Source organism: Spirosoma arcticum (assembly GCF_054779955.1).
Window position 1 is genome coordinate 141,755 of the sequence record NZ_BAAGXG010000013.1, and the last position, 24,855, is coordinate 166,609.

A 24,855-nucleotide genomic window follows, 5' to 3' on the forward strand; every position below is an offset into this window, starting at 1 on the left:
TGTCTTTAGTCAATAAACAACCTTTCAACTTCATTTGCCCACGTATGAAACGCTTTTCGTTTTTAGTCTTTCTGTTTATTTCCACCGTCACGCTGGCGCAGACCCGCATCGGCGGACCGGCCGGAGCGCCGAACGGTCCGGGGCGCTGGTCGTCTGAAAAAGCCAATGCCTGGTACGCCAAAGAACCGTTTCTGGTTGGGTCCAACTACGCCCCCGCCAACGCCATCAACGAACTGGAGATGTTTCAGGCCGAGACCTTCGACCCGAAGACCATTGACAAAGAGCTGGCCATGGCCGAAAGCATCGGTATGAACACTATGCGCGTGTTTCTGCACGACTTGCTCTGGCAGGACCCGCAGGGCTTTACCAAGCGCTTAGACGAGTTTCTGAGCATCTGCGCCAAACACAAAATCCGGCCCATGCTGGTGCTGTTCGATTCGTGCTGGGACCCGTTTCCCAAACTCGGCAAGCAGCGCGACCCCGTGCCGGGCATTCACAACTCGGGCTGGGTACAAAGCCCCGGTGCCGACGCCCTCACCGACGTATCGCAGTATCCGCGTCTGGAAGCCTACGTGAAGGGCGTGGTCGGGGCGTTTAAAAACGACAAACGCATTTTAGCCTGGGACACCTGGAACGAGCCTGATAACTGCAACGACAATAATTACGGTAAAAACGAAAAGAAAATCGAACTCGACAACGCCAAAAAGGTCGCCATCATCACGGGTCTGTTGCCGCAGGTGTTCCAGTGGTGCCGTTCGGCCGGAGCGACTCAGCCGCTAACGTCGGGTCCGTGGATTCTCTGGGATGGCCACGATTGGAGCAACCCGGCCAAGTGGACGCCGATGGAAAAAGTGCAGTTCGAGAACTCCGACATCATCACCTTCCACCAGTATTCGACGGCAGATGCGCTCGAAAAAATAATTCCGGTATTGCAGAAGATGGGTCGCCCGGTGATTTGCACCGAGTTTATGGCACGGGGCGTCGACAGCAAGTTTCAAACGCACCTGCCCATTGCTAAAAAGGTGAAAGTCGGCATGATAAATTGGGGCTTCGTGGCGGGTAAAACCCAGACGTTTCTGCCGTGGGATAGCTGGCAGAAACCCTACATCAACGGTCGTGAACCGGCGGTCTGGTTTCACGAAGTCTACAAGCAGGACGGAACGCCCTATGACCCCGCCGAAACAACCGCCATCAAACAGGTGATGGGGAAATAGGAGAGAACTGACTGTAGTGAATTGTACGAGTGCAAATAGCTCCTTCAACCCATGTAACAAGGCGGTAGGGAGCTATTTGCATTTTGGCGTTTATTGATCTGTTAACTGAGCAAACGTCTTTTTTACTTGGCAAGTGCATATGTATCCGTTACGCCCGTCAACCTCGGCTAAGTAATAATTTTCGTTGTACTTCGAGACCTTTACAACTGTCCCCTTAGGTATTGCATATTTTGAATTAGCCGTGTAAGTCGGTTCTGCTTTTAAAGCAGTATTAGGTTCTACTACGGCGTATAGTTGTTCTGAACTTAGTAGTGCATTGGGTGGAGAAAAAGGTTTACTGTCTCTCCTCAATGTACTGGATTCAGTAGGGGTGTCCTGGGTGGGCATATAATTACCGTAGTCTGTTGGCGTTGAAATCGCAGGACTACGGGTCTCAACCGAACCACCTGTAATCCGTCCTTTATTCGGGTTGTGATTGCCGGGATAGCTGTAATTGTCTGTCACCGTGTGGTTCGGGCGCGTTCGTTGGTGTGATTGGACGTACGTGCCATTCTTTCGATAATAACCTCGTACATGAACCTGAGCGAACGACAATACACTCGAAGCAAACAAGAGCAAAAATAGGAGTAGACGTTTCATGGACAGATTAGTTTGGACTCATTATTAGAACGTACAGTTGATTAATTAACCGTTCAGATATAGTTACAGGTGACACATTTATCACGCTTAACGCGTAACTGACTTTCAGTTTTACTCCACCAGTGCAAGTCTATTGCTACCGGTTCCATCGCATTCCATGCGGTAGGTACGGCCTCTCATCTCAATTGTCTTTCCACAAGGGCAGCAAAACGTTGAGTTTTTCTCTGTAACCTGTCGAGTGCGCCCAAGCTTATCGGTGGCACTATAATAGCGAGTGCAGATGTCACACCCTTCGCTATTTTTTATCATAGATAGATCACCATTATCGACATTGCCAAATGTACTACGATTACTAATTGGCCTTCTTGGGGGCGGTGGAGGAAGAAATACACACTTAGTAGTATAATCAACTTTTGCCACAACACCATTTTGTGTGGCGAGGAACGTGAACGTTTTACCATTACGTTGCACTTTAGGTATGACAAATTCATTATCCTTCTGACTACTGCTCAGACCTTGGCTCCTAAAAGTGATTGGACTACCGTCTCCACCTGTAGTTGTTAAAGTTATTTTTCCGGATTGGCAGTCCGGCTCATTTACTTCTAAACTGAGTGTAAGCGTTGGCTTGGACTCTATCACTGGAGGGTTAATTAATAAAGCGAAAGAAGCTTTCGGGTTCTGACATAAAACAGAAAGTATTTTGTTCCTAACCTCACCACTGTTAGCTAAAACTTTATATCGTTTACCATTAATCTTTAGTGAATCAGGTGCTTTTTCCTCAAAGAGAATAAGCAGAGAATCTTGAGCTGCCTCGGTTAACACATAGTGATTAAATAAACTATCTGCCTTTACTTTGGAAGTAGACTTTTGTAAAATTGGATCAGGTAAAGTCAATTCCTCGAGGTTTTGCTGAACAAGTTTGAAATCCCTTGTTGATGTTGCAGCAGCAATTGAAGATCTTTCTATTTTAGTACTTATAGAAGTATCTATGTGCAAATCAGGACGTACAAGTTTAGGATTGAGAATAAAGGCACGTTTGCACTTGTTTTGATCGGCTTCTAGACCACTTAGCAGAAAGCGTGCATCATCAGACAGTTTGCCAGATTCATCACTGACCGTAGATGGTATGTCCGTAAAAATGATCTTGATATCTATCCTTTCTGTAGCTGTTCCTGAATTGCCACATCCAATAATTATGACATCACAAAACACAAGAGAAATTATAGTGGTTATGTAACTGAAAATTTGTTTCATAAGTGTGAATGTTAACTGAATTCAGTTATTTGTGCTTGGTATTACAGTAACAGTGTTTGAAGTGGCATTATTGGTTATACCATTAGTTGCATTTCTTAAGTTTACTGCTCCAGCGTTTATCAAGCCTAAATTCAAAAGTTGTTGTGATAACCCCTCCCTTGCTATTACATCTCGTGCTATTGGATTTTGTTGCGCTTTTACAAATTCGGACAGCTCTTTATCAGTCAATATGCCGAATGTCTCAAAATAATGTTGACCATCAGACGTTTTATAAATTTTATGAAGACCTTTTGTTAAAGTGTTAAATTGAATGTTTGCACCACTTGTTTGTATTGGCTGAGGATTTGGCTGATGCGTTGCAAATCTTTCCGCATTTGTATTCAGGTACTTTCTGAATTCATTGTGCATGAACCAATGGAACCTTGAGGTGTATAAAAAGTAGCCTGTGTAAGTAATGTGAAGCAAAGCTCCTAATAAATAACAGACTAACGCTCCACCTGCTATAGCGTCAAAGAATACGTAGGCTTTATAGAAGAAAAAGAACTTAATACATCCTGAAACGAAAATGAGAAAATAAAACAGATTAGTGTAAAAGGAGTGTTTGTTAATTTGGCGTCTAAGATTTTGACTCTCTATTGAATCATTAGTAATCACTAATTGATTTTTTGCTCTAAGGATATCATAATGCCACCAATGTGCAACTACAGCAAAAAAAATATCTACAAAAATGGAAGCAACTACAGCTTGCCAGAGAAGGCCTTGGGCTATTCCATATACGGTGGGAACAATCTCTAAGATTAGGACACCAAAAAATGCTAACATTTGCGTTGAGTAACCGGTGGTTTCACAAAGCCCTGGTAATGTGATTCCGAAATTCATTTCATTCTTTTTTGTATACAGCCAAAACTTCTTTGTAGGTGTAGAAGGATCAAATGGCCTTTGATTGTCTTGCCCTGCTGGCGGAAAAGTAAACTCCTTGAAACTTAGCATATTACAAAAAATTTAGATTGTGTGAGAGAACTTACTGAAGTTGTTTTTGAATGTAAGAGGCAGTGATGGGTAATCTATTGCTTCAAAATCCGACGTGTCAGTTTCCCATTGTTAGTTGTCGTTACATTGAGAATATACATTCCGGGAGGCTGACTGCTCATCTGAAAACGTTCGGTTTGTGAACCGCTGGTAATTGACCGGTTGACCTGCTCAATAATTTTGCCCGTTGCATCGATGAGTTGAAGCGTAATGGGTTGTTTTGTTGGGGAACGCCAATCTACGAACAGATCGCCAGTGACTGGATTAGGATAGGCGTTGAGTACCAGCGGTTCTATTACCGATTGAGTACCCAAGGGTGTTAATACCGTCAATGTGTAGCTGTTGCGGATATCGCCTGTGCCACAAGCACTGTTCAAATTCGTTATGACATACGTTCGGGTTGTCGTTGGTTTTTCCCAAATTACGTAAAGCGAGTCGGCGGTGTTGATTACTTGTCCATTCCAGTTCGTGAATGACCAGGGGCCATCACCAGTGAATCGTACCCGAATGGCCGTACTATCGCCGGGGTTTACGGTACCGTCACCCGTAAGCCGGGCTGTTGCCTTTGCCGATACGCGGACCTGCACTTCACTAAGTTGACTTTCACAGTTATTGCCATCTTTCTGGGTGACGTAGTACGTGGTTATGTTCGCCTGACTGGTGTTCGGAATTACCTGAGCCAAGGACGGGCCGCTACGGTCAGCATTAGTGTACCATGTTAACTGACCTGCTGCGGTAGCGGAAAGTGGCGTACCCGTTGTACCAATGCAGAAGGTAGCTGTCGATTGGGTTACGGGTTTAGCTGGTGTCGGGCGAACGGTGAAGACGATCTGCGAAGTTGGACTTGTGCAACTACCGGCTCTCTGAGCAACAAGATACGTAAAGGTGCCAGGCTGGGACGTACTCGGTATCGGTGCCGTTTCACCGTTACTCGTAATACCCGGCCCTTGCCAGATCAGGCCGGTATTCGGACTCGCTGTTAGCTGACCTACCGTAGCCGATTGACAAACAACCTGATTGGCTGTGACCGTCGGCGCAGAAGGAGCCGCGACGACGGATATCGATACCGGCAAACGTGGGCTTTCGCAGTTGTTGGCATCAGTTTGCGTTACATAAAACGTATAGATCTTAGGCTCTACCGTAAAAAAGCTGGGAGAATCAACCGTAGACGGTCCGCCCGATGCAGCCGTGTGCCATTTTATAGTGTTGCCTGTTAAAGCCGTTGCCGAAAGCGGGCGGGCGGTCTCTTCAACACAGTAGCGTACGGAACTGGCTAATGGCGTAACTGGCGCAGGTAAAATAATTACACTAATGGTTGCGCGTGTACTTTCGCAACCATTGGCCGTCTGGCTGACGGAATAGGACTGCGTTCCTGGTGATGACGTAGTAGGAGTAGGGGCACCGGCTAACTTACCCGACTGGCCATACCATGTTAAAGCTGATCCGGTTGCTGTTAGGGGGCTTGGAATAGTATTTTGACACAAGGATGCTGTCTGTACGGTTGGCACGGGTGGAATTGGGTAGATCGTAGCTTTCACGGCAGCGCGCGGGCTTTCACAGCCATTGACCGTCTGCGAAACATAAAAAGTCTGTTCTCCGGCAGTCTGATTATTCACTACCGGGGGCTGAGAAGATGGGGCTCCACCCGTAGCAGCTGTATACCAGAGTGCGCCGGGAATTGAGGTTGAGAACTGTCCCTGGGCACCCTGACAGAGCGCAACGCTACTGACCGTTGGGGCGGCAGGGGCAGCAATAACCGATACAGACACGGGTGAGCGCAGGCTTTCGCAGTTATTGGCGTCAGTTTGCGAAACGTAGTAGGTTAACACATCGGCAGTTTGGGTAGAGAAGGTAGGTGACGCAGATGAACCCGCACCTCCCGTCAATGATGTATACCATTTCAGGTTGGAACCCGTTGCGCTCAATGAGCGGGGAGTTTCGCCCACGCAGTATCGCCCAGAACTGGCAACTGGCAGGGCCGGAGCAGGCGTAACAACCACGCTAACTGCTGCGCGGGCACTCTCGCAGGTGTTAGCGGACTGGCTGACGGAATAAGAGAGTGTTCCTGAAAGCGACGTGTTGGGTATCGGTGCTCCCGGTAGTTTACCCGATTGATCGTACCAAGTCAGGGCCGATCCGGTCGCTGTCAGGGAGTTGGCGGTAGAAAACTGGCATAGTGGACTCTGCGCTTGTACAGTTGGTGCTGCCGGAATGGGATACACTGTGGCTTTCACGGCAGTACGCGAGCTTTCACAGCCATTAATTGTCTGCGAGACGTAAACCGTCTGTTCCCCAGCAGTCTGACTGTTAAGTGTAGGTGGTTGTGCCAATCCTGTTCCACTCGTAGGGGCTGTGTACCAAAGTATGCCGGGAATCGAGGTCGAGAATTGTCCCTGACCACCCTGGCAAAGCGAAACGCTACTGACCATTGGGGCGGCAGGGGCAGCAACGACTGATACCGATATCGGTTGGCGTGTACTTTCGCAGCCATCTATCGTTTGGCTGACATAGTAGAGATTGGATTGATTACTGGATGGTGCAGGCGCGCTGGTCAGCGATTGCGAACTGGTACTGGTTGTGTACCACTTCAAGTTAGTACCCATAGCACTCAGCGGGGCCGTTGTTGCTTCTGAACAAATAGACAGATTTGTTACTTTAGGCGCATCAGGTCGGCTGATCGTCAGTGAACCGACTACGTACTCGACTGACCCAAAGTTAGAAGGGACAATGCGCAACCTGTAGCCCGTACCGGGTGCCAGCGTTTGCGGAATCGTGGCGGTTACGGAGCTTGTTCCTGTACTACTACCAATGAACGGCCCGTTCTGGAAATTACCATTGTTATCCGAAATCTGTACCTGATAAATGACATTAGCTGGCAAAGGACTGCTGACTGTGAACGGCACTGATACCACACTGCCGGGACAATAACTACCGGACAGTGATCCAGTGGTTATTGTTACTTGCCTAACGGTAATCTGGGCCGATCCACTAATCAGACCACTGGTGCCACAACCACTGTCCCGGAACCCTGTTATAAATGATTTGTCGTACGTGGTTGTAGACTGAAAGGTTGGGCTGACTGTAACAGAACTACCTGATGATGAGGCTGCACGTGCAACGTTGTTGTCTGTGTAGGTAAATGACCAGGGTGGTGTTCCCGTGAAAGTCAATTGAACGGGAGCCGTTGCGCCAGTAGTGATTGTCGAACTCCCCGAGATGGTCATTGTTGGCAGGGTTGACACGTTGATTACACTGGTGGCGCTTGCTACATTCGTTGCTGTAGCAGCTATGCGAAAACGGTACGATCCCGCAGATAGCATAGCAGGCAGTGTGGCTTGAATTGGTGAGGTAAGACTTGTTCCGGATAAGTCCTGGAATGTGGTACCATCCGCATTGACTAATTGGACCTTGAATTGGTTGCCAGACGGAAATGTTCCCGTGGTTGAGTATGGAAATGATACGCTTGTACCAGCGCAGAAACTGCCTGTCCCGATGCTGCCCGCATTAATGATAGGTGTGTTGTCCCGAACAATGAATGAACTACTTGACGTGCCACTCACGGGCGTTGTTAAGCCTTGGGTTATGACCCGAACCCGGTATGTTCCGGGAGCTGTGTTCGCGGGAATTGTTGCTTTAATGGATCGCAGACCACCTCGGCTGGCCCCAGCCTTCTCCTGCCCGGCGTACTGATCGGCTGAGTTCAGCAGATCATTGAGAAATCTACCGGTAGCATCCAATAATTGTACTTTAAATTTCCCAGCCGCAAGCTCTGCTGGGAATGTACCGGCACCTGTGGCGTAAGAAACGGTAATTTCTGCTCCCGGCGTTGCCTCTTTCACGTTAACATCGACTAAACCGATGCCCAACTGCTTAACCGTTATGGCAACTGAGCCGGTAACCGTACCGGAGAAACTGAAAATTTTGGTATTATCAACCACCATGTTGCTGGTTGGCCGTATGGTAAAGAATCCAGTTGACGATACTGTTTTAGTTAAGCTTTCTCCCGGTGATACAATCTGGAACGATTTAGCCCCGCCACCCAATACGGCATAAATAGATGCATCACCAAATTGAGTTCCTGCCTGAAACACGTTACCGTCGAAGGCATCGGCTGGATTACCGGCTGGATCGCCATTGTAAAGAGTTACGGTTTGCGCTTCTGTCAGAACCAGACTGATGATGGAGATTATCACAGTCAGACAGAGTCGGTTTATTGATCTATTCATTTGACGTTAATTCGTATATGCTTATCAAGCGGCTTATTTTCTCGCTTGTTTCTTCAATTTCCCTGCCCTCACTAACTGCCTTATACCATTGACGAGCAGAGCGCTACCGGATACGCCCCCCCCATAGACCGCATAAATACCCGGCTTAGCGTAACTTCCAAAAGTCATGGGAATTGCTGGGTTGCCACCCGGTTGTTGCGTCAATGTTTGCCAGATAGCGTACTCGGAATTGAGAGTCGTTATCCGGTCGCTATACACTTTGTAACTATTCTGGAGCGAGTTGTAACCCGCATAACTTGCCCCTAAGGCAACCACGCCCGTTGCAATTTGAAGCCAAGCCAGTAATCGATTGGAGGAAACCACCTGGCCGAAGGCAAGTATTGAGCCATTAGGTTGCCTGAACGCGAGTAACCGGTCTTTATTCGTCAGCGTAATGCTTACGTAAGCCTGACTGGTATTGTCAATTTTGCGATGTTGATAGAAGCCGACTGGTATATTGTCAGTGGTCGAACGGACTATATTGAGCCAGTTCTTATCCCATTTAGCAGCTACAGAATCTGAAGTGTTTCCCGTGCTTCGGTAAAGAAAAAGCTTACCCTTGATGGGTTGTTTAGGGCCAGAGTTGTTCGAGATGACTGGCTTCGTTTCATTCGTTAATCTTTCATCTGGCTGTAGAAAACCCAGACGCACAATGAACGTACGCCACCTTCCACCTGCTTTTTCGGCTCTTAATTCGGCTACACGTTGCACCGGCTGATAAGATACATCAACCTGATTGTTGTTCTGATCGTTGTATTTACCGCTAAACACCGATGTAAAGAACACCTTGACATAAAGATAAGATTTGCCCTCAATAAGAGAAGAGGTAACTACCCTGGTGAATTTGATTGTTGATGTGTCAGCCTTAGAGTAGAATATGACCAGATTTTTGAGATAACGATCTACGGATAGATCGGTAGTGTTTTTTGATATTACACGGGTCGGATTAATGTCGTCTTCTATGACAACGGCATCATTGTAAAATATCTGAGCAGAATTGGGCAGATAACTGTCTTTGATAATTTTATCCCGTTCTGGTTCGTTCGGAATGGTAGATGTTAAAAGAGACAATAATTCGAGCAGATTAGTGATGGTGCTCTTAGCCTGGAAGGTAATTTCATCTCTATCGCGTCTGGTGATAGTCGTGTCGCTATTGTTCACACGGGCAACATAAATTTTCTTGACGTTTTTTTGCGCCAATACTGGTGTTCCAGCCACCGCTATAATCAGTAATAAGTAAGTAAATGTCTTTTTCATAGGCAGTTAGCGTAAATGATATTTTGCCGAGCCCCATCATCTCTACCATAGCCAAGAGGATAGCCGGCTTTGTTGTACGTTCGCTGATAATTAAATTTTTTATTCTGAACGACACGGCCGTTTTGGGTACTTGTGATTGTGGCCCTTTCAACGTTATGAACGAACGTATGACCACCCAGATCAGGCGCTGGAATTCCTCGTAACAGAAGTTGTGTTTTGTTCCAATATGGAGCCTCGTCATAGGCATACGTACGCTCCGTTTGAGTGGTATTAGAAGTGGTAGTTTCTTTCATTAACTGACCTTGACTATCAAACTCATAAGTGATAATTGTACCGCCTTGTAGCGTTTTTTTTGTAATCTTCCCATTGGTCACAACGGCTGACATTGCACCTGGACCTATAAGCTGCGTTAGCTCACCTGTTTGATCAAATGTATAGACCCAGGTAGCTTTTTTTTGCTCTTCGGTTTCGGTGTACGTTTTTAGCTTTCCATCAAAATAGATGTACTCTTTAGTGTCGATTACCTGCCCTGATAGAGCATCGGTTGTCTTTATCTGCTGGATCTGCCCGTTATTATAGGTATAGGAATAAGCCTTATTATTCTGTGTTCGACCACCACCGGATGTATAGGTTGTCGTTTGGTCGACTTGCGTTATTAAGAAGTGGTTATCGTCGTAAGTAAAATCCTGTTTTGTACTAATTGTCAAGAAATTATTAACCCACTGACGGTAGGCACTTTCTCTCAAATGACCAAAAGCGGTGTATGAATAGGTAGTCGTATCACGAATTCCTTCGTCTACGTTCTCAACACCGTAGATCTGGCACGTTAGTGGAATAGCCGAAGCAGATAATATCGGTTCCTGGTGGCACCCAATAGTTACGCTAAGCGAAAAGACAAGCCAGGAAAGGTATTTTGGTAAGTAAAGTTTTCTCATTGAGCAGTGGTTAATTTTAAAGAAACCCGCCGGTTAAGGGCTCTATTTGTTTCTATATCGTTAGGTGCCATTGGCTGACTACTTCCTACTCCATCCTTAGTAAGCTGCCTATCCGAAACGCCCTGCCTGGTTAGAAAAGTAGCCGTGACGAGGGCCCGGTACTTTGACAGACTCTGGTTGATTTGGGGGTTACCAACGTTGTCCGTATGCCCCGTAATTTGGAGCACATAAGCTGGGTGACTTTTCATATAGCTGGCAACTTGTCTCAACACATTCTGCGAGTCTATACGCAGTTGATAGCTCCCCTGCTCGAAATAGATCATAGGAATAGTATCGGGTAGCGACAGAGTTGGTCTAGCGGTCATTTCAGCAGCCATGACTTTAGGCACTGTTGCCTCGCTGTTAGCCAATGTATTTATCGTGCCAGTACGAGGTTGTGTAACGGTGAAAAAGTTTAGGCCTGCTTCCAGTTGAACTGATTGCCGAACTACCCTTTCGTGATAACTGACAATCAACTCATAGGCGCCTGGTACTAAGTCGTATAATGCATACTGACCCTGGGCCTCTGGTATGGATAACAAAGGAATCGTTTTGGTCTTCGTACGAAGTTCGCATTGAGTTGCCTCCGGTGCTCGAACGGAGAGCAATGTTAATTCACGTTGCATCCGTATTTGATGCTGTAACGAACGTCCATCCAACTGCTCCACGATTAAATTTCCCGCATAAGGCTGATAACCAATAGAGCTAACCTCTACAGCAACAATGTCCTTCTGATTGAAATCAAAATTAAACCAACCTTTCGAGTTAGTGCTTAAGCATCGCTTTTCCCCTGTTTTTGTGTAGAAGAAGCAGACAGTGGCCGGAAGTGGTTTGTTCAGAATGGCATCGGCAACCAGAAATGTACTGTGCTGAACGTGATTACTATCCTGGTTGGATTGGATAGCAGCGCTGTCTTGCTGTACATAGCTTGTTTGCTCAGTTTGAAGGTAAGGTGTATCGTGGTTTTGCTTGTCAACGGGCAATAGCGGAATCACAACCATAACAGTTTGGGCATTTACGCTTGCTGAAAGCCGAACGGGAATGATTTGAGAGCGGTAACCAGTTCGTTCGACAACTAAGGCAGTCGTTCCGCAAGGTAGCATACCTGAAAATTGACCAGAATCCCCGTTAGTGCTCACAGTAACCCTACCATTAGCGGTTTTTGCAAATAATCGGCCATTATCCAGCGGATTGTGAGTAGCATAATCGATCAACACCCCCCGTACCCGGAGGCACAAAGAGTCTGCCTGCTGTGCCTGAACCAGAAGCGGAATAATGAACAGCCAGATTATTACTGCCTTAATCGTACTCATGGTGCTTGTTGAGCCGACACGCCAATGGAACCCAGCAGTAACCCCCATTTTACATTGTCCAGGCCATCTTCGGTCTTGGTGTAGCGCTCCAACTTAACACGAACATTTTTCTGGGTTACATCACTATATTGAGTGTTTGTTCCGTAGCCTATGAACGTTTGCTGGCCAGTGATGACTCCATAATAGTTGCCGTCGACGGCTTGAGACAATTCTTTAAGGTATTGTATTTCGGTCCATTCAATATCAACAGACTTATAATTAAGCCTCTTCAAGTTAGTCAAGTACGTTCGTATGGGATACCGGCGGGCGCCTGGTTGACTCTTGGACGTAACCTCCATGGTAGAAGCTGGCATGAACAATCTTACAGCTTGGTCGATAGCCTGATTTCTGTCATAATCAGAAAAGGATTTGCTCGCGATGATTTTCAGGTAGGAAGCAAATTCTTCCACTTTATCCAGCGCCTTCTGGCGATAGTATTGAAACTGTTCGTCACTGAGAACCAGCTTATTTACCTGGGGCGCGGGAGCTGCTTCTTTAGATCGTGGACCCGTCTCTGAGGCCTGCTCATTTACGGGTAAAGATGGTTTAAGTGCCTGAGACTCTTTTTGAGTAGCTGGCTGCTGTCCTGAGGAAGGCGATACGGCTGCTGATTTAGCTGAAGTAGTTTGTCCACTAGAAACTCCAATGTCCTGCTTGTTAACACCAGCCAATATTGGGGTTGCTTCAGAAGCTTCTCTTATTAAACTGTGACGGCCATCACTGTAAAAAATAGCGATCAGTTCGCCCTTAGAAATTGACGCTGATTTTTTGTCGTCCGTTACGTAGTTAACAATAGCATCGTTTTCGTACGAGATCTTTGCAGAGATCACCTTAAACGGAACCGCTTGTATTAGGTAGTCTTTATCCTTCCATACGGTCGTTGTCAGGAACGTTTGCAGTTCCTGTTTGGCTTTATCCAAATCAGAGCTTAGCTCATTAACTATTAAGAAATTGCCTTTCCTGAAAGCAATGAGCACATTCTGGCGCTGAAAGTTGTGAGTACTCAGCTTATCACTTTGTTGCACAGTGAACGTAACACGGTCTTCGGTAATGTTCGTCAGTTGGGCGTTATTGAGTCGGTTACCATTCGCAGTGTATATAGCGTCCTGTGCGTAAAGTGTGTATGTTAGACCGAAAAAGAAAAATGCAGATAGTAATTGTTGCTTCATAAAGGTTACACTTTGAGTATTAACGCATGGTTTTCACTAACTGGTGGGTGGCATCAGCCATGAACACTTCTAAATCGTCCTGATCAAGTCTCTGATAGGCTTTCCGATCTAACCTATTGAGTTGTGCCTTTTCTCCAGGTTTCAGCCACGGGGAGTTTGTGAAAACTCCCCGGGATCCCCCTTTTTTGTATACTCCCCGACATCCTTCTAAACAGGGTGTGTAATGAATCTTGTATGAGCCAACGATCTCGTTTGTCTTTACGTGCACTAATTTGAACTCTACGGATGCACCTCGCATATCACGGTATTCACTGATAAGCCTTTGCTGATTATCTGAGTCAGTATAGCAAACATTTGTTGTATAGCCGACTGGGTTATCAAGCCGAACAAGTTCAAGAATCAGATCGGTGTTAGTGAGCACACTTATTTTGGAATAATCAACGCTACCGCTACCATCCAGCACTTCGTTAAACAGCCCCCGGTCCCGGACGCTGAAACCTTCCTTAAACAGTTGCTTTTCTATAGAATTGTAAAGGGATGTTTCATCATACTGTGACTCAATAGACTGAGTTTTAGCGGCTGATCTACCGTTGCCAGTTTGTTTAATAACTACCGGGTTCACCACACCGGTCCCCTGAGTATTCGTTACCCCCTTACGCGTGTCTGGAACTCGTAAGACAATCCGTGGTGATTTGTTGACGAGCATAATTTCTGTCAGCACGTCAGCAGAAGTAAGTTCTGGCTTTTTTTGCATGAATTGAACTGTAGCGCGTTTGCTGCAACTAACTTGGAAAAAGACAATGAAGATAAAGAGGAAGTACTGGTGTTTCATTGATTGCTGTTTTGTGTCAATATTCTATTTAAGTTGCGGCTGATCTTACTCAAACCATTCAATACGAGTAAGATCAAATATAGAAACAAATCAACAGGTTACTTTCCATTCAGTGGCTATTTTTAAGAAATTGTACCATACTGGATAAGCTTCATATCTCAAAGCTTCTGATTTTCTGCGGTCTTTTTTAAATTATGACCCGGCCGAGACGGCGGCCATAAACAGGCCATGGGGAAGTAGGTGGCTATTGTACGAGTAGTGACATCTGCGAGGTATGAAAAACTACTTGCCGAATGCGAATTTTCGCTGTTAACAAGCCCTGAAATTCGTTACCTTGTACCACGATGCCACTTTCTATTACTTCCTTAAATTCGGGCAGCAACGGCAATTGCTACTATGTGGGTAACGAACACGAAGCCGTTTTGATCGACGCGGGTATCTCCTGCCGGGAAACCGAAAAGCGAATGCAGCGGCTGGGACTATCCCTCCAAACGGTAAAGGCCATTTTTGTTTCGCACGAGCATTCTGATCACATCAGAGGTATTGCCGGGCTGGCTAAGAAATACCGATTGCCGGTTTACATTACGCCCAGAACACTCCATCAGTCGCTCATACCCCTGCAGCGGTTTCCCATCCGCCCGTTGCAGGGGTATGAGCCGGTATGGATTGGTGAGCTTTGCATTCGTGCATTTCCCAAACTGCACGATGCCGCCGACCCGCACAGCTTTCTAATCACGTATCAGGGCGTTACCGTAGGGGTGTTTACTGACATTGGTGCGCCCTGCCAACCCCTCATCGACCATTTCAGCCAATGCCATGCGGCCTTTCTAGAGGCTAATTATGACGCGCAGTTGTTAGAGGGCGGACGTTACCCCCACTTCCTGAAACAGCGAATCCGGGGCGGTAAAGGTCACTTGTCCAATCAGCAGGCGTTGGATTTATTCATAGCGCATAAGCCTGCTCACATGAGTCACGTGCTGCTGTCGCACTTATCGAAGGATAATAATTGCCCGCAACTACTCACGGACTTATTCACCCCGCACACACGTGGCATCGAGCTGGTGATTGCTTCGCGCTTTGAGGAAACGCCGGTTTTTACCGTCACCGCAGCGTAAGAAGTTTACCTTGTAATGTGCGATTTCGACTGATTTTATTGCGTCCCCGTCGTGTCGGACGGAGGGATCTGGTCGGGGGCCGGGGCGGTTGGCACAAAGGTCGAGTCGGTCACTTCGTCCAGCGTGCTGGTTGAATCCGATTCCTCGCTTTCTTCCTCATCACCGGAGTAACCGCAGTTCATGTATTCTTTGTTGATTGGAATCGTGGGCTTCGGAAACGGTCCCTGTAGATTTTTGAATTTCGGGTCGGCGTAGACTTTCTCCAGAAAACGCCCCACCAGCGGCATGGCCGTTTTGGCCCCTTCTCCCAAATCCGTCGAGCGGAAGTGAATGCTGCGGTCGTCGCCACCAACCCACGCGCCAACCACTAAGTTGTTCGACAGCCCGACGAACCAGCCATCCGAGTTATTGGAGGTAGTGCCGGTTTTAGCGCCCATCTCATTCCGGTTTTTGAACAGATCGAACGACCACAAATTCTGCGACGTACCCCCCGATTCCTGTAAGCCGCCCTGTAGCATATACCGCATCAAAAACGCGGTCTCTTCGCTGATGGCCCGCCGTTTCTTCGGGATAAACGTCTCAATGGGGTTTCCATCACGGTCTTCGATGCGCTGCACAATCAACGGCTCAATGGCTTCACCATCATTGACAAACGTGCAATAGGCACCCACCAACTCATACAGCGACACGTCCGACGACCCTAACCCGATGGATGGTACGGCGTCGAGCCGACTTTTTATGCCCATCCGGTGTGCGTACTCGGCCACACGTTCGGGCCCTACGTCGTCGGTAAGCTGGGCCGTTATGGAGTTGACCGAGCGAGCCAATGCCCGGCGTAGGGTCATGCGCGAGTAGGTGTAGTAGCCGGTTGAGTTACGCGGTTCCCACACTTTATCTTCGCCGTTTTCGCGGTACTCTTTCCGGAAGGGCCGGTCCTGAATCCGGTCGCAGGGGCTGAGGTTGATGAGCGTGTCGTCGATGGCGGCCGTGTACACGAACGGCTTGAAGGTCGAACCGGGCTGACGGCGTCCCTGCTTCACGTGGTCATACTTGAAATAATCGTAGTCCAGCCCACCAACCCACGCCCGGATGTAGCCCGTGTGCGGGTCCATCGCCACCATCCCCGACTGCAAAAAGTGTTTGTAATAAGCAATGGAATCGTAGGGCGTCATTTCGGTTGAGTCATAACCGCGCTTATTATCCCAGGTAAACACCCGCATCTTGTACTTTTTGTTCTTCATGTAGTACATAACCGAATCGGGGTACAAATCTTTGAACCGGCGGGACAGCGACTTATACCGTTCGGTGCGCTGGGCTACGGAGTCGATGAACCCCGGCAGTTCATTGCCATCCTCATCGGTCCAGGGGTTGCGCCCGCGCCAGTGGTTGTCGAATGTACGCTGCAACTGTTTCATTTTCTCGCCTGTGGCCTGCTCGGCGTACGTCTGCATCCGCGAGTCGATGGTGGTGAAAATGCGCAGGCCGCTGGTGTTAAGATCATACCCGTTTTCCTGGCCCCATTTCTCCACGTAGTCCTGCACCGCGTTTTTGAGGTAGCTGGCCGGACCTGAATACGGATTTTCGGGCGTGAAATCGGTTACTAACGGCAGTGCACTAATGGAGTCGGCCTGGGCCTTGGTCAGATAGTCATACTTAGCCATCTGGCCAATCACCACGTTTCGGCGTTCTTTCGACCGGTCCGGATTTCGGAGTGGGTTATAATTTGTCGTTGCTTTCTGCAGGCCGACCAGCACCGCGCCCTCCTGCACGTTCAGGCTGTCGGGTTCCTTGTTGAAAAACGTCCGGGCGGCTGTTTTTAACCCAAACGCATTGCTGCCAAAATCGACCGTGTTGAAATAGTACGTGATGATCTCCTGCTTCGTGAAATTGCGTTCGAGTTTGAGTGCCATCAGCCACTCTTTCGATTTGTAAACGATCTTTCTGACGAACGGAATCCGGTTTAACAGGCCGGTGTTGTTTTTCCGGCGGGTTTTAAACAGGTTTTTAGCAAACTGCTGCGTAATGGTAGAACCGCCCCCGTCGCGGCCTAAACTAATGGCGGCCCGGCCAATAGCCCGTGGATCAATGCCGCTATGGTTATAAAAGCGCACGTCTTCGGTCGCAATCAGGGCGTCGATGAGTGGCTTAGGAATATTCTCGAACTTAATGGGCGTTCGGTTTTCAGCGTAGAACTTGCCGATCATGATGCCATCCTGCGAGTAGATTTCGGAGGCCTGATTCAGCTTGGGGTTGCGCAGTTCTTCCACGCTGGGCATCGCCCCCGTTAAGTACAGGAAGTTATAATTGAGGATAAAGACGTAGACGCCAAGCAACAGCGTCCCGGCCAGAAAAAATCTTGTGCCGTTTTTCAGGTACGGATAGTACCACGATTGGGGGGAAATGTACTGGTGAACAAGTGAGCGCAGCCGGTTACGGTATTGTCGGTACGAGGCTGTCCATGAACTAACTCGTTCTTCGCCCGCTATTTTAGCCGTTTGGCGGTAAAGATGTCGGCCAACTCCGCGTCTGACATCACCAAATTGCGCCCGGCGTTGTCGAATTCGTCGCCGGAACGTGCCAAAAGCGTGTCGAACGGCGCGGAATCGCTCCCTATATTCACTCATGCGATCTAATCAATAAAATCCTGAACACCCCAAACGGTGCTACGTTACGGAGCCGTTAATTACTCGTTCTTGCCGTGGTCTGGCTTCAAATATAACGCATTTTAAGCCGATCTGATACACAAAAACCGGGTCGCGTGAGCAACCCGGCTGATTGTGAACCGGTTAAAATAGTCGTAAGTCAGTAAGTCTTAACAGTCATAAGTGGCTGACGACAATAGTTGCTCGCGTCAGCCACTTATGACTGTTACGACTTACGACTCTTTTAACTTATTTCTTCTGAAACGTCATAGCCACCCCGTTCATGCAATACCTGAGACCAGTTGGTTTTGGGCCATCGTCGAAAACGTGACCTAAGTGGCCTCCGCAAACGTTGCAGAGAATTTCGGTGCGTGCCATACCGTAGCTGACGTCGCGGTCTTCCTTAACCGCATTTTTGGCGATGGGGGCGTAGAAACTTGGCCAGCCTGTACCAGAGTCAAATTTCGTGTCGGACGAGAACAGCGGATTGCGGCAACCGGCGCACAGGAATGTACCATGCTCATGATTATCGTTCAGAGGACTGCTACCCGCCCGCTCGGTGCCGTGATCACGGAGTACGGCATACTGATCGGCTGTGAGCAGTTTTTTCCACTCGGCGTTGGTTTTCACGACCCGGCGTCCGCCCGGCGGGGTATCGTCAACCAAATTTGTTGAGGTGGCCGCAGCCTGATCCGACGCGCTCGACTGGCATGCATTTAACAAAGCAACGCCCGATGCTAACCAGGCGGGCAGCAACAAAAGCAGGGTATATTTCATTCGTTTGTTGTTGATGGATGAAGAATGCACAAAGGTATTAGCGAACGACAGTTCAGCTCCACAGTCGCTGAACTGTCGTTCGCCAATACCTCATAAACAAATACAAAGGAAAAGCCGTTCAGGCATCGACCGGCGTCAATGCCAGCAGCGTTGAGAGGGTGGGCGTTGGGCTGCCGCCCCGCTTTTCAACCGTGACGGCGAAGGCATCGGCGCGGCTGATTGAGCGGTTCAGACGTTGTAGTGCCTGTACTGGATTGGTCGTGTCTGCTTCAAACACACCCGCATCCACCGGTTTACCATCCACAAGCGACCAAAGCTGATACTGCTGGTTGGCAGGGAGCTTGGGCAACGATTTTATATCAACGCTCACCTGCTTGGTCTGGGTGTTCCAATACACAAACATATCGCCTTTAGGTGCTTTCTCATTACCCCGCAGTTCGATGACGCGCATACCGGGTTTCTGCAAAATGGCCAGACGCTGTTCGCTATAAACCTGAAAATCGCGCAGTTGGCGAAGTTCCGACTGAAGTGACCCATTGACCGTTCGGAGCGAGGCCATTGTGTTTTGGTTGGAGCGCAGTTGGGAAAGCAGAAAAAACGAAAAAGTAAGCACTAACAAGCCCACCGATGCGGCTACGATCCAGGTGCTGCGGTAGGTGAAATCGGAATTGCGGACAACCGGCATAGGCCGGACAACCGTTTGATTCGATTCGTTAAAGTCGAGTTGCTCCATTAACCGCGTTTTTAGCGCAGCCGGTGGTTCAACGCTTTGAAGCATTGCGTAATTTTCGAGTGCAGCCGACAGCTCATCAAGCTCAGTCCGGACTTCCGGATAGACAGACGACAGGCATTCGACCTCACGTCGCTCCTGGTCGCTTACCGCACCCATGACGTAAGACTCCAAAATGCCGGAAGCTATATACTCCGTTACGTTCATGATTTAAATAATTGCTTTAGTTCCTGCAAGGCGGCCCGAATTCGGGTCTTCACCGTACCGAGGGGTAGTTTCAACTCTTCGGCGGCTTCCTCATGCGTGTAACCGGCAAAATAAACCAAGTCGATTAGCTGCTTCCGTTCTGGTCGTAGTTGGCTTACAATCTCTTGAACACCAATGTGTTCTGGATTAGGCTGCTGTGTGTTATACTGCCGGTCGATGATATGTACGTTGTCTTCGTCGGTTCGGATTGCACTGGAGGGTTGCGCCTTACGGGCCCGTAAGGCATCAATAGCTGTATTTCTGGACACATTGAGCATCCAGGTGAATAATCGGCCTTTACTGGCGTCATACGCATCTAAATTTTTCCAGATTTTAACGAAAATATCCTGCAGCACATCTTGTGCTTGCTCCTCATCGCGCACAATGCGCAGGACGACCCCGTACAGAGCCGACGAATACTGATCGTAGAGCCACTGAAAGGCCTGCTGATCGCGCTGGGTAAGCTTTTCGATCAGAATACTTTCAGGCACTAAGGATGACTGACGTTTCACGCAGACTGGTTTAAGTAGGCCAAATATAGCAGAAAATCAAAAAATCGGTGTGCATTCGGTCATTCCGCAATTGTGTACTATACATAACGTGTAAATAAAAAGCAGGGCCGACCAGCTAAACATACCGGTTGGCTCTGCACACCTTTCTGTTAGTATCAATCCATCTGACTGTCTGAATCCGCGCCCGCTCAGTGCCAGCCTACCCGATACTACCGGCGAGGTGGTTTGGAGGAGGGGTTCGTACCCGTGGTTGCCGTTGCGCTACCAACGCCTGTAGCAGGATTTGTTGCGTTGTTGCTGTTGTAATTTGTCGAGTTGCTGTTATTGACCGCCGTGCCATTGCTGGTCGAACTCTGACTGTACTTGGCTTTTTCTGCATCAGATGTGCTGGTATTGCGCTTGTTACGTTTCGTCATTCGGTTGTTTCTGCGCGATGCGTTTGGCGTTGGCTGGGAGTCGGAGACAACGGCTCCCGTGGGATAAGTTGTGGACGTAGCTGCTCCGGTTGGGGTGGTTTGTGCAAGTCCGCGCAAACTTACCAGAGCGATTCCTGCAATGAGCAGGGGTATGATTTGCTTGCTGTTCATAACGTTGTTTGATTTTATTGACCGTGAATAGTCCTATTCTCAACCCATATACAACCAAAAAGTTTGCGTATGCGTGCCTATTCTTTTCGGGAAGGCGGGTAGCTTTGTTTTTTACCAACGAACCACAGTTCAATTGTATGCAGTCCATTCTTCCCCTGCCCACCCAGCCCGTTAAGCCCGGCACCAGCACGGGTCAGCAGTTTTGGCCTACGGATGCGCCCGCCGGTACGCACAAAACGATTGATTCGTTTTCTCCCGCCGATGGTCAGCTCATTGCCCGCGTCAACGTATCGACCCGCGCCGACTATGACCGCGTTATTGAAACGGCACAGGCTGCCTTTGCCGAGTGGCGGCTCGTACCAGCCCCTCGTCGGGGTGAAATTGTCCGGCAGATGGGCGAGCAGTTCCGGCGTTACAAACGGGAACTCGGCACACTCGTCAGCTACGAAATGGGAAAATCGCTCCAAGAAGGGCTGGGCGAAGTGCAGGAAATTATTGACATCTGTGATTTCGCCGTGGGCCAGTCGCGCCAGTTGTACGGCTTGTCGATGCACTCCGAACGCCCCGCCCACCGGATGCTGGAGCAGTGGCACCCGCTGGGCATCGTTGGCATTATCTCGGCCTTCAATTTTCCGGTGGCCGTCTGGTCGTGGAATGCCATGCTGGCCTGGGTTTGTGGCGATGTCTGCGTGTGGAAGCCCTCCGAAAAAACACCCCTGACGGCCTTAGCCTGCCAGCAGATCATTGGCGACGTGCTGCGCAACAACGACGTGCCCGAGGGCGTATCCTGCTTGGTTACGGGTGGGCGCGACGCGGGGGAGTGGCTGGCCCGCGATCCGCGCGTGACGCTTGTGTCGGCAACGGGCAGCACCCGCATGGGCAAAGCCGTAGCCGAAGCCGTAGCCAGCCGATTAGGCCGGAGTTTGCTCGAACTGGGCGGTAACAACGCCATCATCGTTTCTGATCATGCCGATCTGGATTTAGCCATTCCGGCCATCGTGTTCGGTGCGGTGGGTACGGCCGGGCAGCGCTGCACGACCACCCGCCGGATCATTGTGCAGGAAAGCATTTACGAAGACGTGAAAGAACGGCTCAAAAAAGCGTATGCGCAACTCCGCATCGGCAGTCCGCTGGACGAGTCGTTTCACGTTGGACCCGTAATTGACAAACAGGCAGTCGGTGCTTATCAGGCGGCCGTAGCCGAAATCCGGGCGTCCGGCGGGCGGTTTGTGGTGGAGCCGGGCTTGGTAGAGGGACTGGGTTTCGAGTCGGGCTGCTACGTGCGGCCGTGCATTGCCGAAGCTGAAAACCACTGGGCGGTGGTGCAGCGCGAAACGTTTGCCCCCATTCTGTACATGCTCCGGTACACCACCTTAGACGATGCTCTTGTGCAGCAAAACAGCGTACCGCAGGGCTTGTCGTCAGCTATTTTCACGCTGAACATGCGCGAAGCCGAGCGGTTTCTGGCCGTGAGCGGCTCCGACTGCGGCATTGCCAACGTCAACATCGGCACGTCGGGGGCTGAGATTGGCGGGGCGTTTGGGGGCGAAAAAGAAACGGGCGGGGGCCGCGAATCCGGCTCCGACGCCTGGAAAGCCTACATGCGCCGACAAACGAACACTATTAACTACGGCACGACTATGCCGCTGGCACAGGGCATCACGTTTGAGCTGTAATTGATAGTTTGCAGGTGCGGGATAAGGTATTTGGTGAGTTGATGGTGGAAGTCAACAGGTAGTCATCAACCGCCGACAACATCAGTACAGTCAAATCACCATTGGATGATCTGTATTTCCGTGCCGGTGTAGCAACGGACGTAGCTGTGCATAGCTATAGAAGCGGCTTTTCAGCACATAGCCCAGTGTATAGCCTTTCAGGTGGCGCGGATTGCGTCGGAGTTCACCCCGCGCCGTAATTCGATAGAGGTTTTTGTCCTCGCCGAAGAAGTAATTGGGATACCCGTCTATATCCCAAACGCGCTGCACAGCAGGCTGTAAATACCGTCTAATTAATATCTTACGCAAGTCAGTAGGAAGTATGGTAGCTACTCGATTTCTTTACAAGCCATTCAGCGCACCACCAGGTTGATTGGTCTTTTGCGACACGAAAGGTAGGTGATCTTCAGTAGATTGCCATGTCGCGATGTTGCGCACAATAATCTGTTGGGTGAGCGCAATAAGCCGTGTGCGCTCGGCGGGTCACCTGCGACAGTTTGAACGCCCCGCGTGGGCAAGTTTTGGCTTCCATTTCCGGGTCTCGGCTGACAATTTGAACGCCCCGGTTGGGCAGGTTTAGGTCTGCGGGGCGGGTTTCTTGCGACAGGGCGCGCGTCCCGACAGTCAAGGTCTGACAAGGCTCGGTAGAAGAAGTTGACTGTGCGTTGTTGAGCTTCGCCTGTCGGCATAAAAGGACTTGGACCGTGCGTTGTGTGCGCTCCGCGTGGGGTGGTCACCACTGACAAGATGCTCGCCCCGAAGGAGACTTTTCAGCCCAACCTTCAGGGGGTGTAAAGGTGCAAGCGGCTGTTGTTCAGTCAAGTGACTCGCTCACCATCAGCCCCCTGGGGCGTTGGGTGATGGTCAATGCCGGGCTTCCATTTCCAGGTCACCTGCGACAGGTTGCACTTGGGCGTTTGGCGCGTTCAGGCTTACAAGGCGGGTTTCGTGCGACAATTTGAACGCCCCGGTCAGGCAGGTTTAGGCTTCCACTTCCGGGTCTCGGCTGACAGAGCGAACGCTTCGGTTGGGCAGGTTTTGTTTGCGGGGCCGGTTTTTGCGACAGGGTGAACGCCCCGACAGGGCAAGATCAGCTTGCATACGACAAGTAGCTGGCCTGATTTTTGTACTTTTGACGACAAATAATAGCCCAGATTTGTTAACCCTGTATGTCCGAGCAAGATAAAGAAACCATTAATTTACAGGTGAGCGGAGAGGTTGGTAAGTACAACTCTCTCCCGGTTGACTATTTAGTCGAAATAGCTAAAAACCTTCAAATTTTACTCCAAACGCTTGCTAAAGTCAATGTTTCGGAAGGCTCCACAATTGATTTAAATAACTTTAAGATAGAACTTATTGGCTTTAAAGCTGGCAGTGCTGTCCCTCAATTCTCATTTACCCCCCGCCGTCAGTTAACTCTTAATGGCGATGTTGATAATCAACGTGAATTGGTTCGGCAAAAATTTGATGAATTAGTTGAGGCTTCTGGAAAAGGAAACTTTGTAAAAGTCAGAGAACTGTATCCAGATGCATACCGTCGCAATGAAGTTGTTGACGGTCTCTACAACTTTGTTAACAGTTTTGGCGGCTCACCCGTAAATGTTGTCGATGTAAAACAGAAGGAGGGCAAGGATAATATTATCCCGCTTTATATTATTCGACCATTTGCTAAAGAGGTTCGTGACCAGCTGGTAACACCTCTGATCGAAAATAAAGAGTTAGAAACAATTCAGGAGGTCAGTTTTAAAAAGGTAGTTACCACTTATCGTGGCGACAAAAAAGTTAATTCAAAAACTATTGAAGAATATTCTGACAAGCAGGCATCACTATCACTTGCCCCCGATGTGATTATCTCCAACTCACATACTTACAGGCTATTTGGCCCACTTAGGTGCTTGCTCGAAAAAGAGGATGATTACCATGTCATGACTTGTGAAATACTCGACTTAGTTGGAACTGGATCAACAATAGAAGAAGCAGAGCAAAGTTTTGCGGAGGAGTTTGAGTATATCTACAATCGCTACAATTCATTGCCCGATGCCGAACTGACAAAACGGCTTCAGTCCATAAAAACAATCCTGAACGCCTTAATCAAACAAGTTGATACCCATGCCCACGCTTGACGCAAAACAGACGTACAAAAATTTGAAGAAGAAAGGCTTTGAAGATTCTTCAAGCCGAAGTGATGACCATAAGTATCTGGAGTTTCGTCATAATGGAAAGGTAGTACTATACACAAAAATCAGTCACGGTGAGAAGGAATTGGGGGATTCGCTGATCGGACAGATGAAAAGACAATGTAAATTAGAAAAGTCTGATTTCATGGATTTGGCAAACTGCCCGTTGTCATTGGAAGATTACACAGCCAAATTGAAAGAGCAGGGGCTTTTTGACATAGAAGAATAAGTAAGGCAGGTCACGGGCGACAGGCAGCAAGCCGCAAAGTCAGCGTTTTCAGCCCAACCGCCACCGAGTTCGCGGGCGAACGAACCCAGAAAAACGCATGAGAACAGTAAACCACCGTTTGAGCCTATATTTACCTGGCT

At 48.8% G+C, this 24,855-nt stretch carries 19 protein-coding genes; 5 read left to right on the top strand and 14 right to left on the bottom strand.

Features of this window, described 5'->3' with window-relative positions; all coding sequences use genetic code 11:
• The first annotated feature begins 44 nt into the window (after positions 1-44).
• On the top strand, positions 45-1,214 hold the full coding sequence (locus ACYVHB_RS24920) for a cellulase family glycosylhydrolase (RefSeq protein ID WP_461054530.1): 1,170 nt from the start codon (positions 45-47) through the stop codon (positions 1,212-1,214).
• A gap of 750 nt (positions 1,215-1,964) precedes the next feature.
• Here ACYVHB_RS24920 and ACYVHB_RS24925 read toward each other — a convergent pair.
• The 8 genes from ACYVHB_RS24925 to ACYVHB_RS24960 all read right to left on the bottom strand — a co-directional run bounded on the left by ACYVHB_RS24925 (position 1,965) and on the right by ACYVHB_RS24960 (position 13,985).
• A complete protein-coding gene (locus ACYVHB_RS24925; RefSeq protein ID WP_461054531.1) occupies positions 1,965-3,107 on the bottom strand; it encodes an RING finger protein in 1,143 nt (380 codons plus the stop codon).
• A 21-nt stretch (positions 3,108-3,128) separates the two neighbouring features.
• Positions 3,129-4,097 (bottom strand): hypothetical protein, encoded by a 969-nt coding sequence (locus ACYVHB_RS24930; RefSeq protein ID WP_461054532.1) that lies wholly within the window; start codon positions 4,095-4,097, stop codon positions 3,129-3,131.
• Between the two features lie 74 nt (positions 4,098-4,171).
• Positions 4,172-8,362, bottom strand: coding sequence for an Ig-like domain-containing protein (locus ACYVHB_RS24935; protein WP_461054533.1), 4,191 nt, complete (start codon positions 8,360-8,362; stop codon positions 4,172-4,174).
• 33 nt (positions 8,363-8,395) lie between these two features.
• Positions 8,396-9,658, bottom strand: coding sequence for a hypothetical protein (locus ACYVHB_RS24940; protein ID WP_461054534.1), 1,263 nt, complete (start codon positions 9,656-9,658; stop codon positions 8,396-8,398).
• Positions 9,655-10,593 (bottom strand): hypothetical protein, encoded by a 939-nt coding sequence (locus tag ACYVHB_RS24945; protein WP_461054535.1) that lies wholly within the window; start codon positions 10,591-10,593, stop codon positions 9,655-9,657. Before ACYVHB_RS24945 ends, ACYVHB_RS24940 begins: the two co-directional genes overlap by 4 nt.
• The gene (locus ACYVHB_RS24950) at positions 10,590-11,945 is read right to left on the bottom strand and encodes an OmpA family protein (protein WP_461054536.1); all 1,356 of its coding nucleotides are present in this window, start codon (positions 11,943-11,945) and stop codon (positions 10,590-10,592) included. The genes ACYVHB_RS24945 and ACYVHB_RS24950 overlap by 4 nt, the downstream gene beginning before the upstream one ends.
• Positions 11,942-13,153 carry a hypothetical protein gene (locus tag ACYVHB_RS24955; RefSeq protein WP_461054537.1) on the bottom strand — a complete coding sequence of 404 codons (1,212 nt, stop codon included), beginning with the start codon at positions 13,151-13,153 and terminating at the stop codon, positions 11,942-11,944. Before ACYVHB_RS24955 ends, ACYVHB_RS24950 begins: the two co-directional genes overlap by 4 nt.
• Before the next feature lie 19 nt (positions 13,154-13,172).
• Positions 13,173-13,985 carry a hypothetical protein gene (locus ACYVHB_RS24960; protein ID WP_461054538.1) on the bottom strand — a complete coding sequence of 271 codons (813 nt, stop codon included), beginning with the start codon at positions 13,983-13,985 and terminating at the stop codon, positions 13,173-13,175.
• 344 nt (positions 13,986-14,329) lie between these two features.
• Between ACYVHB_RS24960 and ACYVHB_RS24965 the strand changes: the two genes are divergently transcribed.
• Positions 14,330-15,100: an MBL fold metallo-hydrolase gene (locus ACYVHB_RS24965; protein WP_461054539.1), complete on the top strand. Its 771-nt coding sequence runs from the start codon at positions 14,330-14,332 to the stop codon at positions 15,098-15,100.
• A gap of 35 nt (positions 15,101-15,135) precedes the next feature.
• Here the strand turns inward: ACYVHB_RS24965 and ACYVHB_RS24970 are convergent, their stop codons facing one another.
• The 5 genes from ACYVHB_RS24970 to ACYVHB_RS24990 all read right to left on the bottom strand — a co-directional run bounded on the left by ACYVHB_RS24970 (position 15,136) and on the right by ACYVHB_RS24990 (position 20,594).
• Positions 15,136-17,724, bottom strand: a complete 2,589-nt coding sequence (locus ACYVHB_RS24970; protein ID WP_461054540.1) for a penicillin-binding protein 1A — start codon at positions 17,722-17,724, stop codon at positions 15,136-15,138.
• A gap of 267 nt (positions 17,725-17,991) precedes the next feature.
• Positions 17,992-18,519 (bottom strand): peptide-methionine (R)-S-oxide reductase MsrB, encoded by a 528-nt coding sequence (msrB, locus tag ACYVHB_RS24975; protein ID WP_461054541.1) that lies wholly within the window; start codon positions 18,517-18,519, stop codon positions 17,992-17,994.
• Between the two features lie 118 nt (positions 18,520-18,637).
• Entirely contained in the window at positions 18,638-19,456 is an 819-nt protein-coding gene (locus ACYVHB_RS24980) for an anti-sigma factor (protein ID WP_461054542.1), read from the bottom strand.
• Entirely contained in the window at positions 19,453-20,007 is a 555-nt protein-coding gene (locus ACYVHB_RS24985; protein WP_461054543.1) for an RNA polymerase sigma factor, read from the bottom strand. The genes ACYVHB_RS24980 and ACYVHB_RS24985 overlap by 4 nt, the downstream gene beginning before the upstream one ends.
• 209 nt (positions 20,008-20,216) lie before the next feature.
• The gene (locus tag ACYVHB_RS24990; protein WP_461054544.1) at positions 20,217-20,594 is read right to left on the bottom strand and encodes a hypothetical protein; all 378 of its coding nucleotides are present in this window, start codon (positions 20,592-20,594) and stop codon (positions 20,217-20,219) included.
• A 137-nt stretch (positions 20,595-20,731) separates the two neighbouring features.
• Here ACYVHB_RS24990 and amaB point away from each other — a divergent pair, with 137 nt between their 5' ends.
• Positions 20,732-22,270, top strand: a complete 1,539-nt coding sequence (gene amaB, locus ACYVHB_RS24995) for an L-piperidine-6-carboxylate dehydrogenase (protein ID WP_461054545.1) — start codon at positions 20,732-20,734, stop codon at positions 22,268-22,270.
• Between the two features lie 90 nt (positions 22,271-22,360).
• Here the strand turns inward: amaB and ACYVHB_RS25000 are convergent, their stop codons facing one another.
• A complete protein-coding gene (locus ACYVHB_RS25000) occupies positions 22,361-22,618 on the bottom strand; it encodes a hypothetical protein (RefSeq protein WP_461054546.1) in 258 nt (85 codons plus the stop codon).
• 860 nt (positions 22,619-23,478) lie between these two features.
• Between ACYVHB_RS25000 and ACYVHB_RS25005 the strand changes: the two genes are divergently transcribed.
• Entirely contained in the window at positions 23,479-24,432 is a 954-nt protein-coding gene (locus ACYVHB_RS25005) for a hypothetical protein (protein WP_461054547.1), read from the top strand.
• On the top strand, positions 24,419-24,715 hold the full coding sequence (locus ACYVHB_RS25010) for a type II toxin-antitoxin system HicA family toxin (RefSeq protein ID WP_461054548.1): 297 nt from the start codon (positions 24,419-24,421) through the stop codon (positions 24,713-24,715). The genes ACYVHB_RS25005 and ACYVHB_RS25010 overlap by 14 nt, the downstream gene beginning before the upstream one ends.
• The last annotated feature ends 140 nt before the right edge of the window (positions 24,716-24,855 follow it).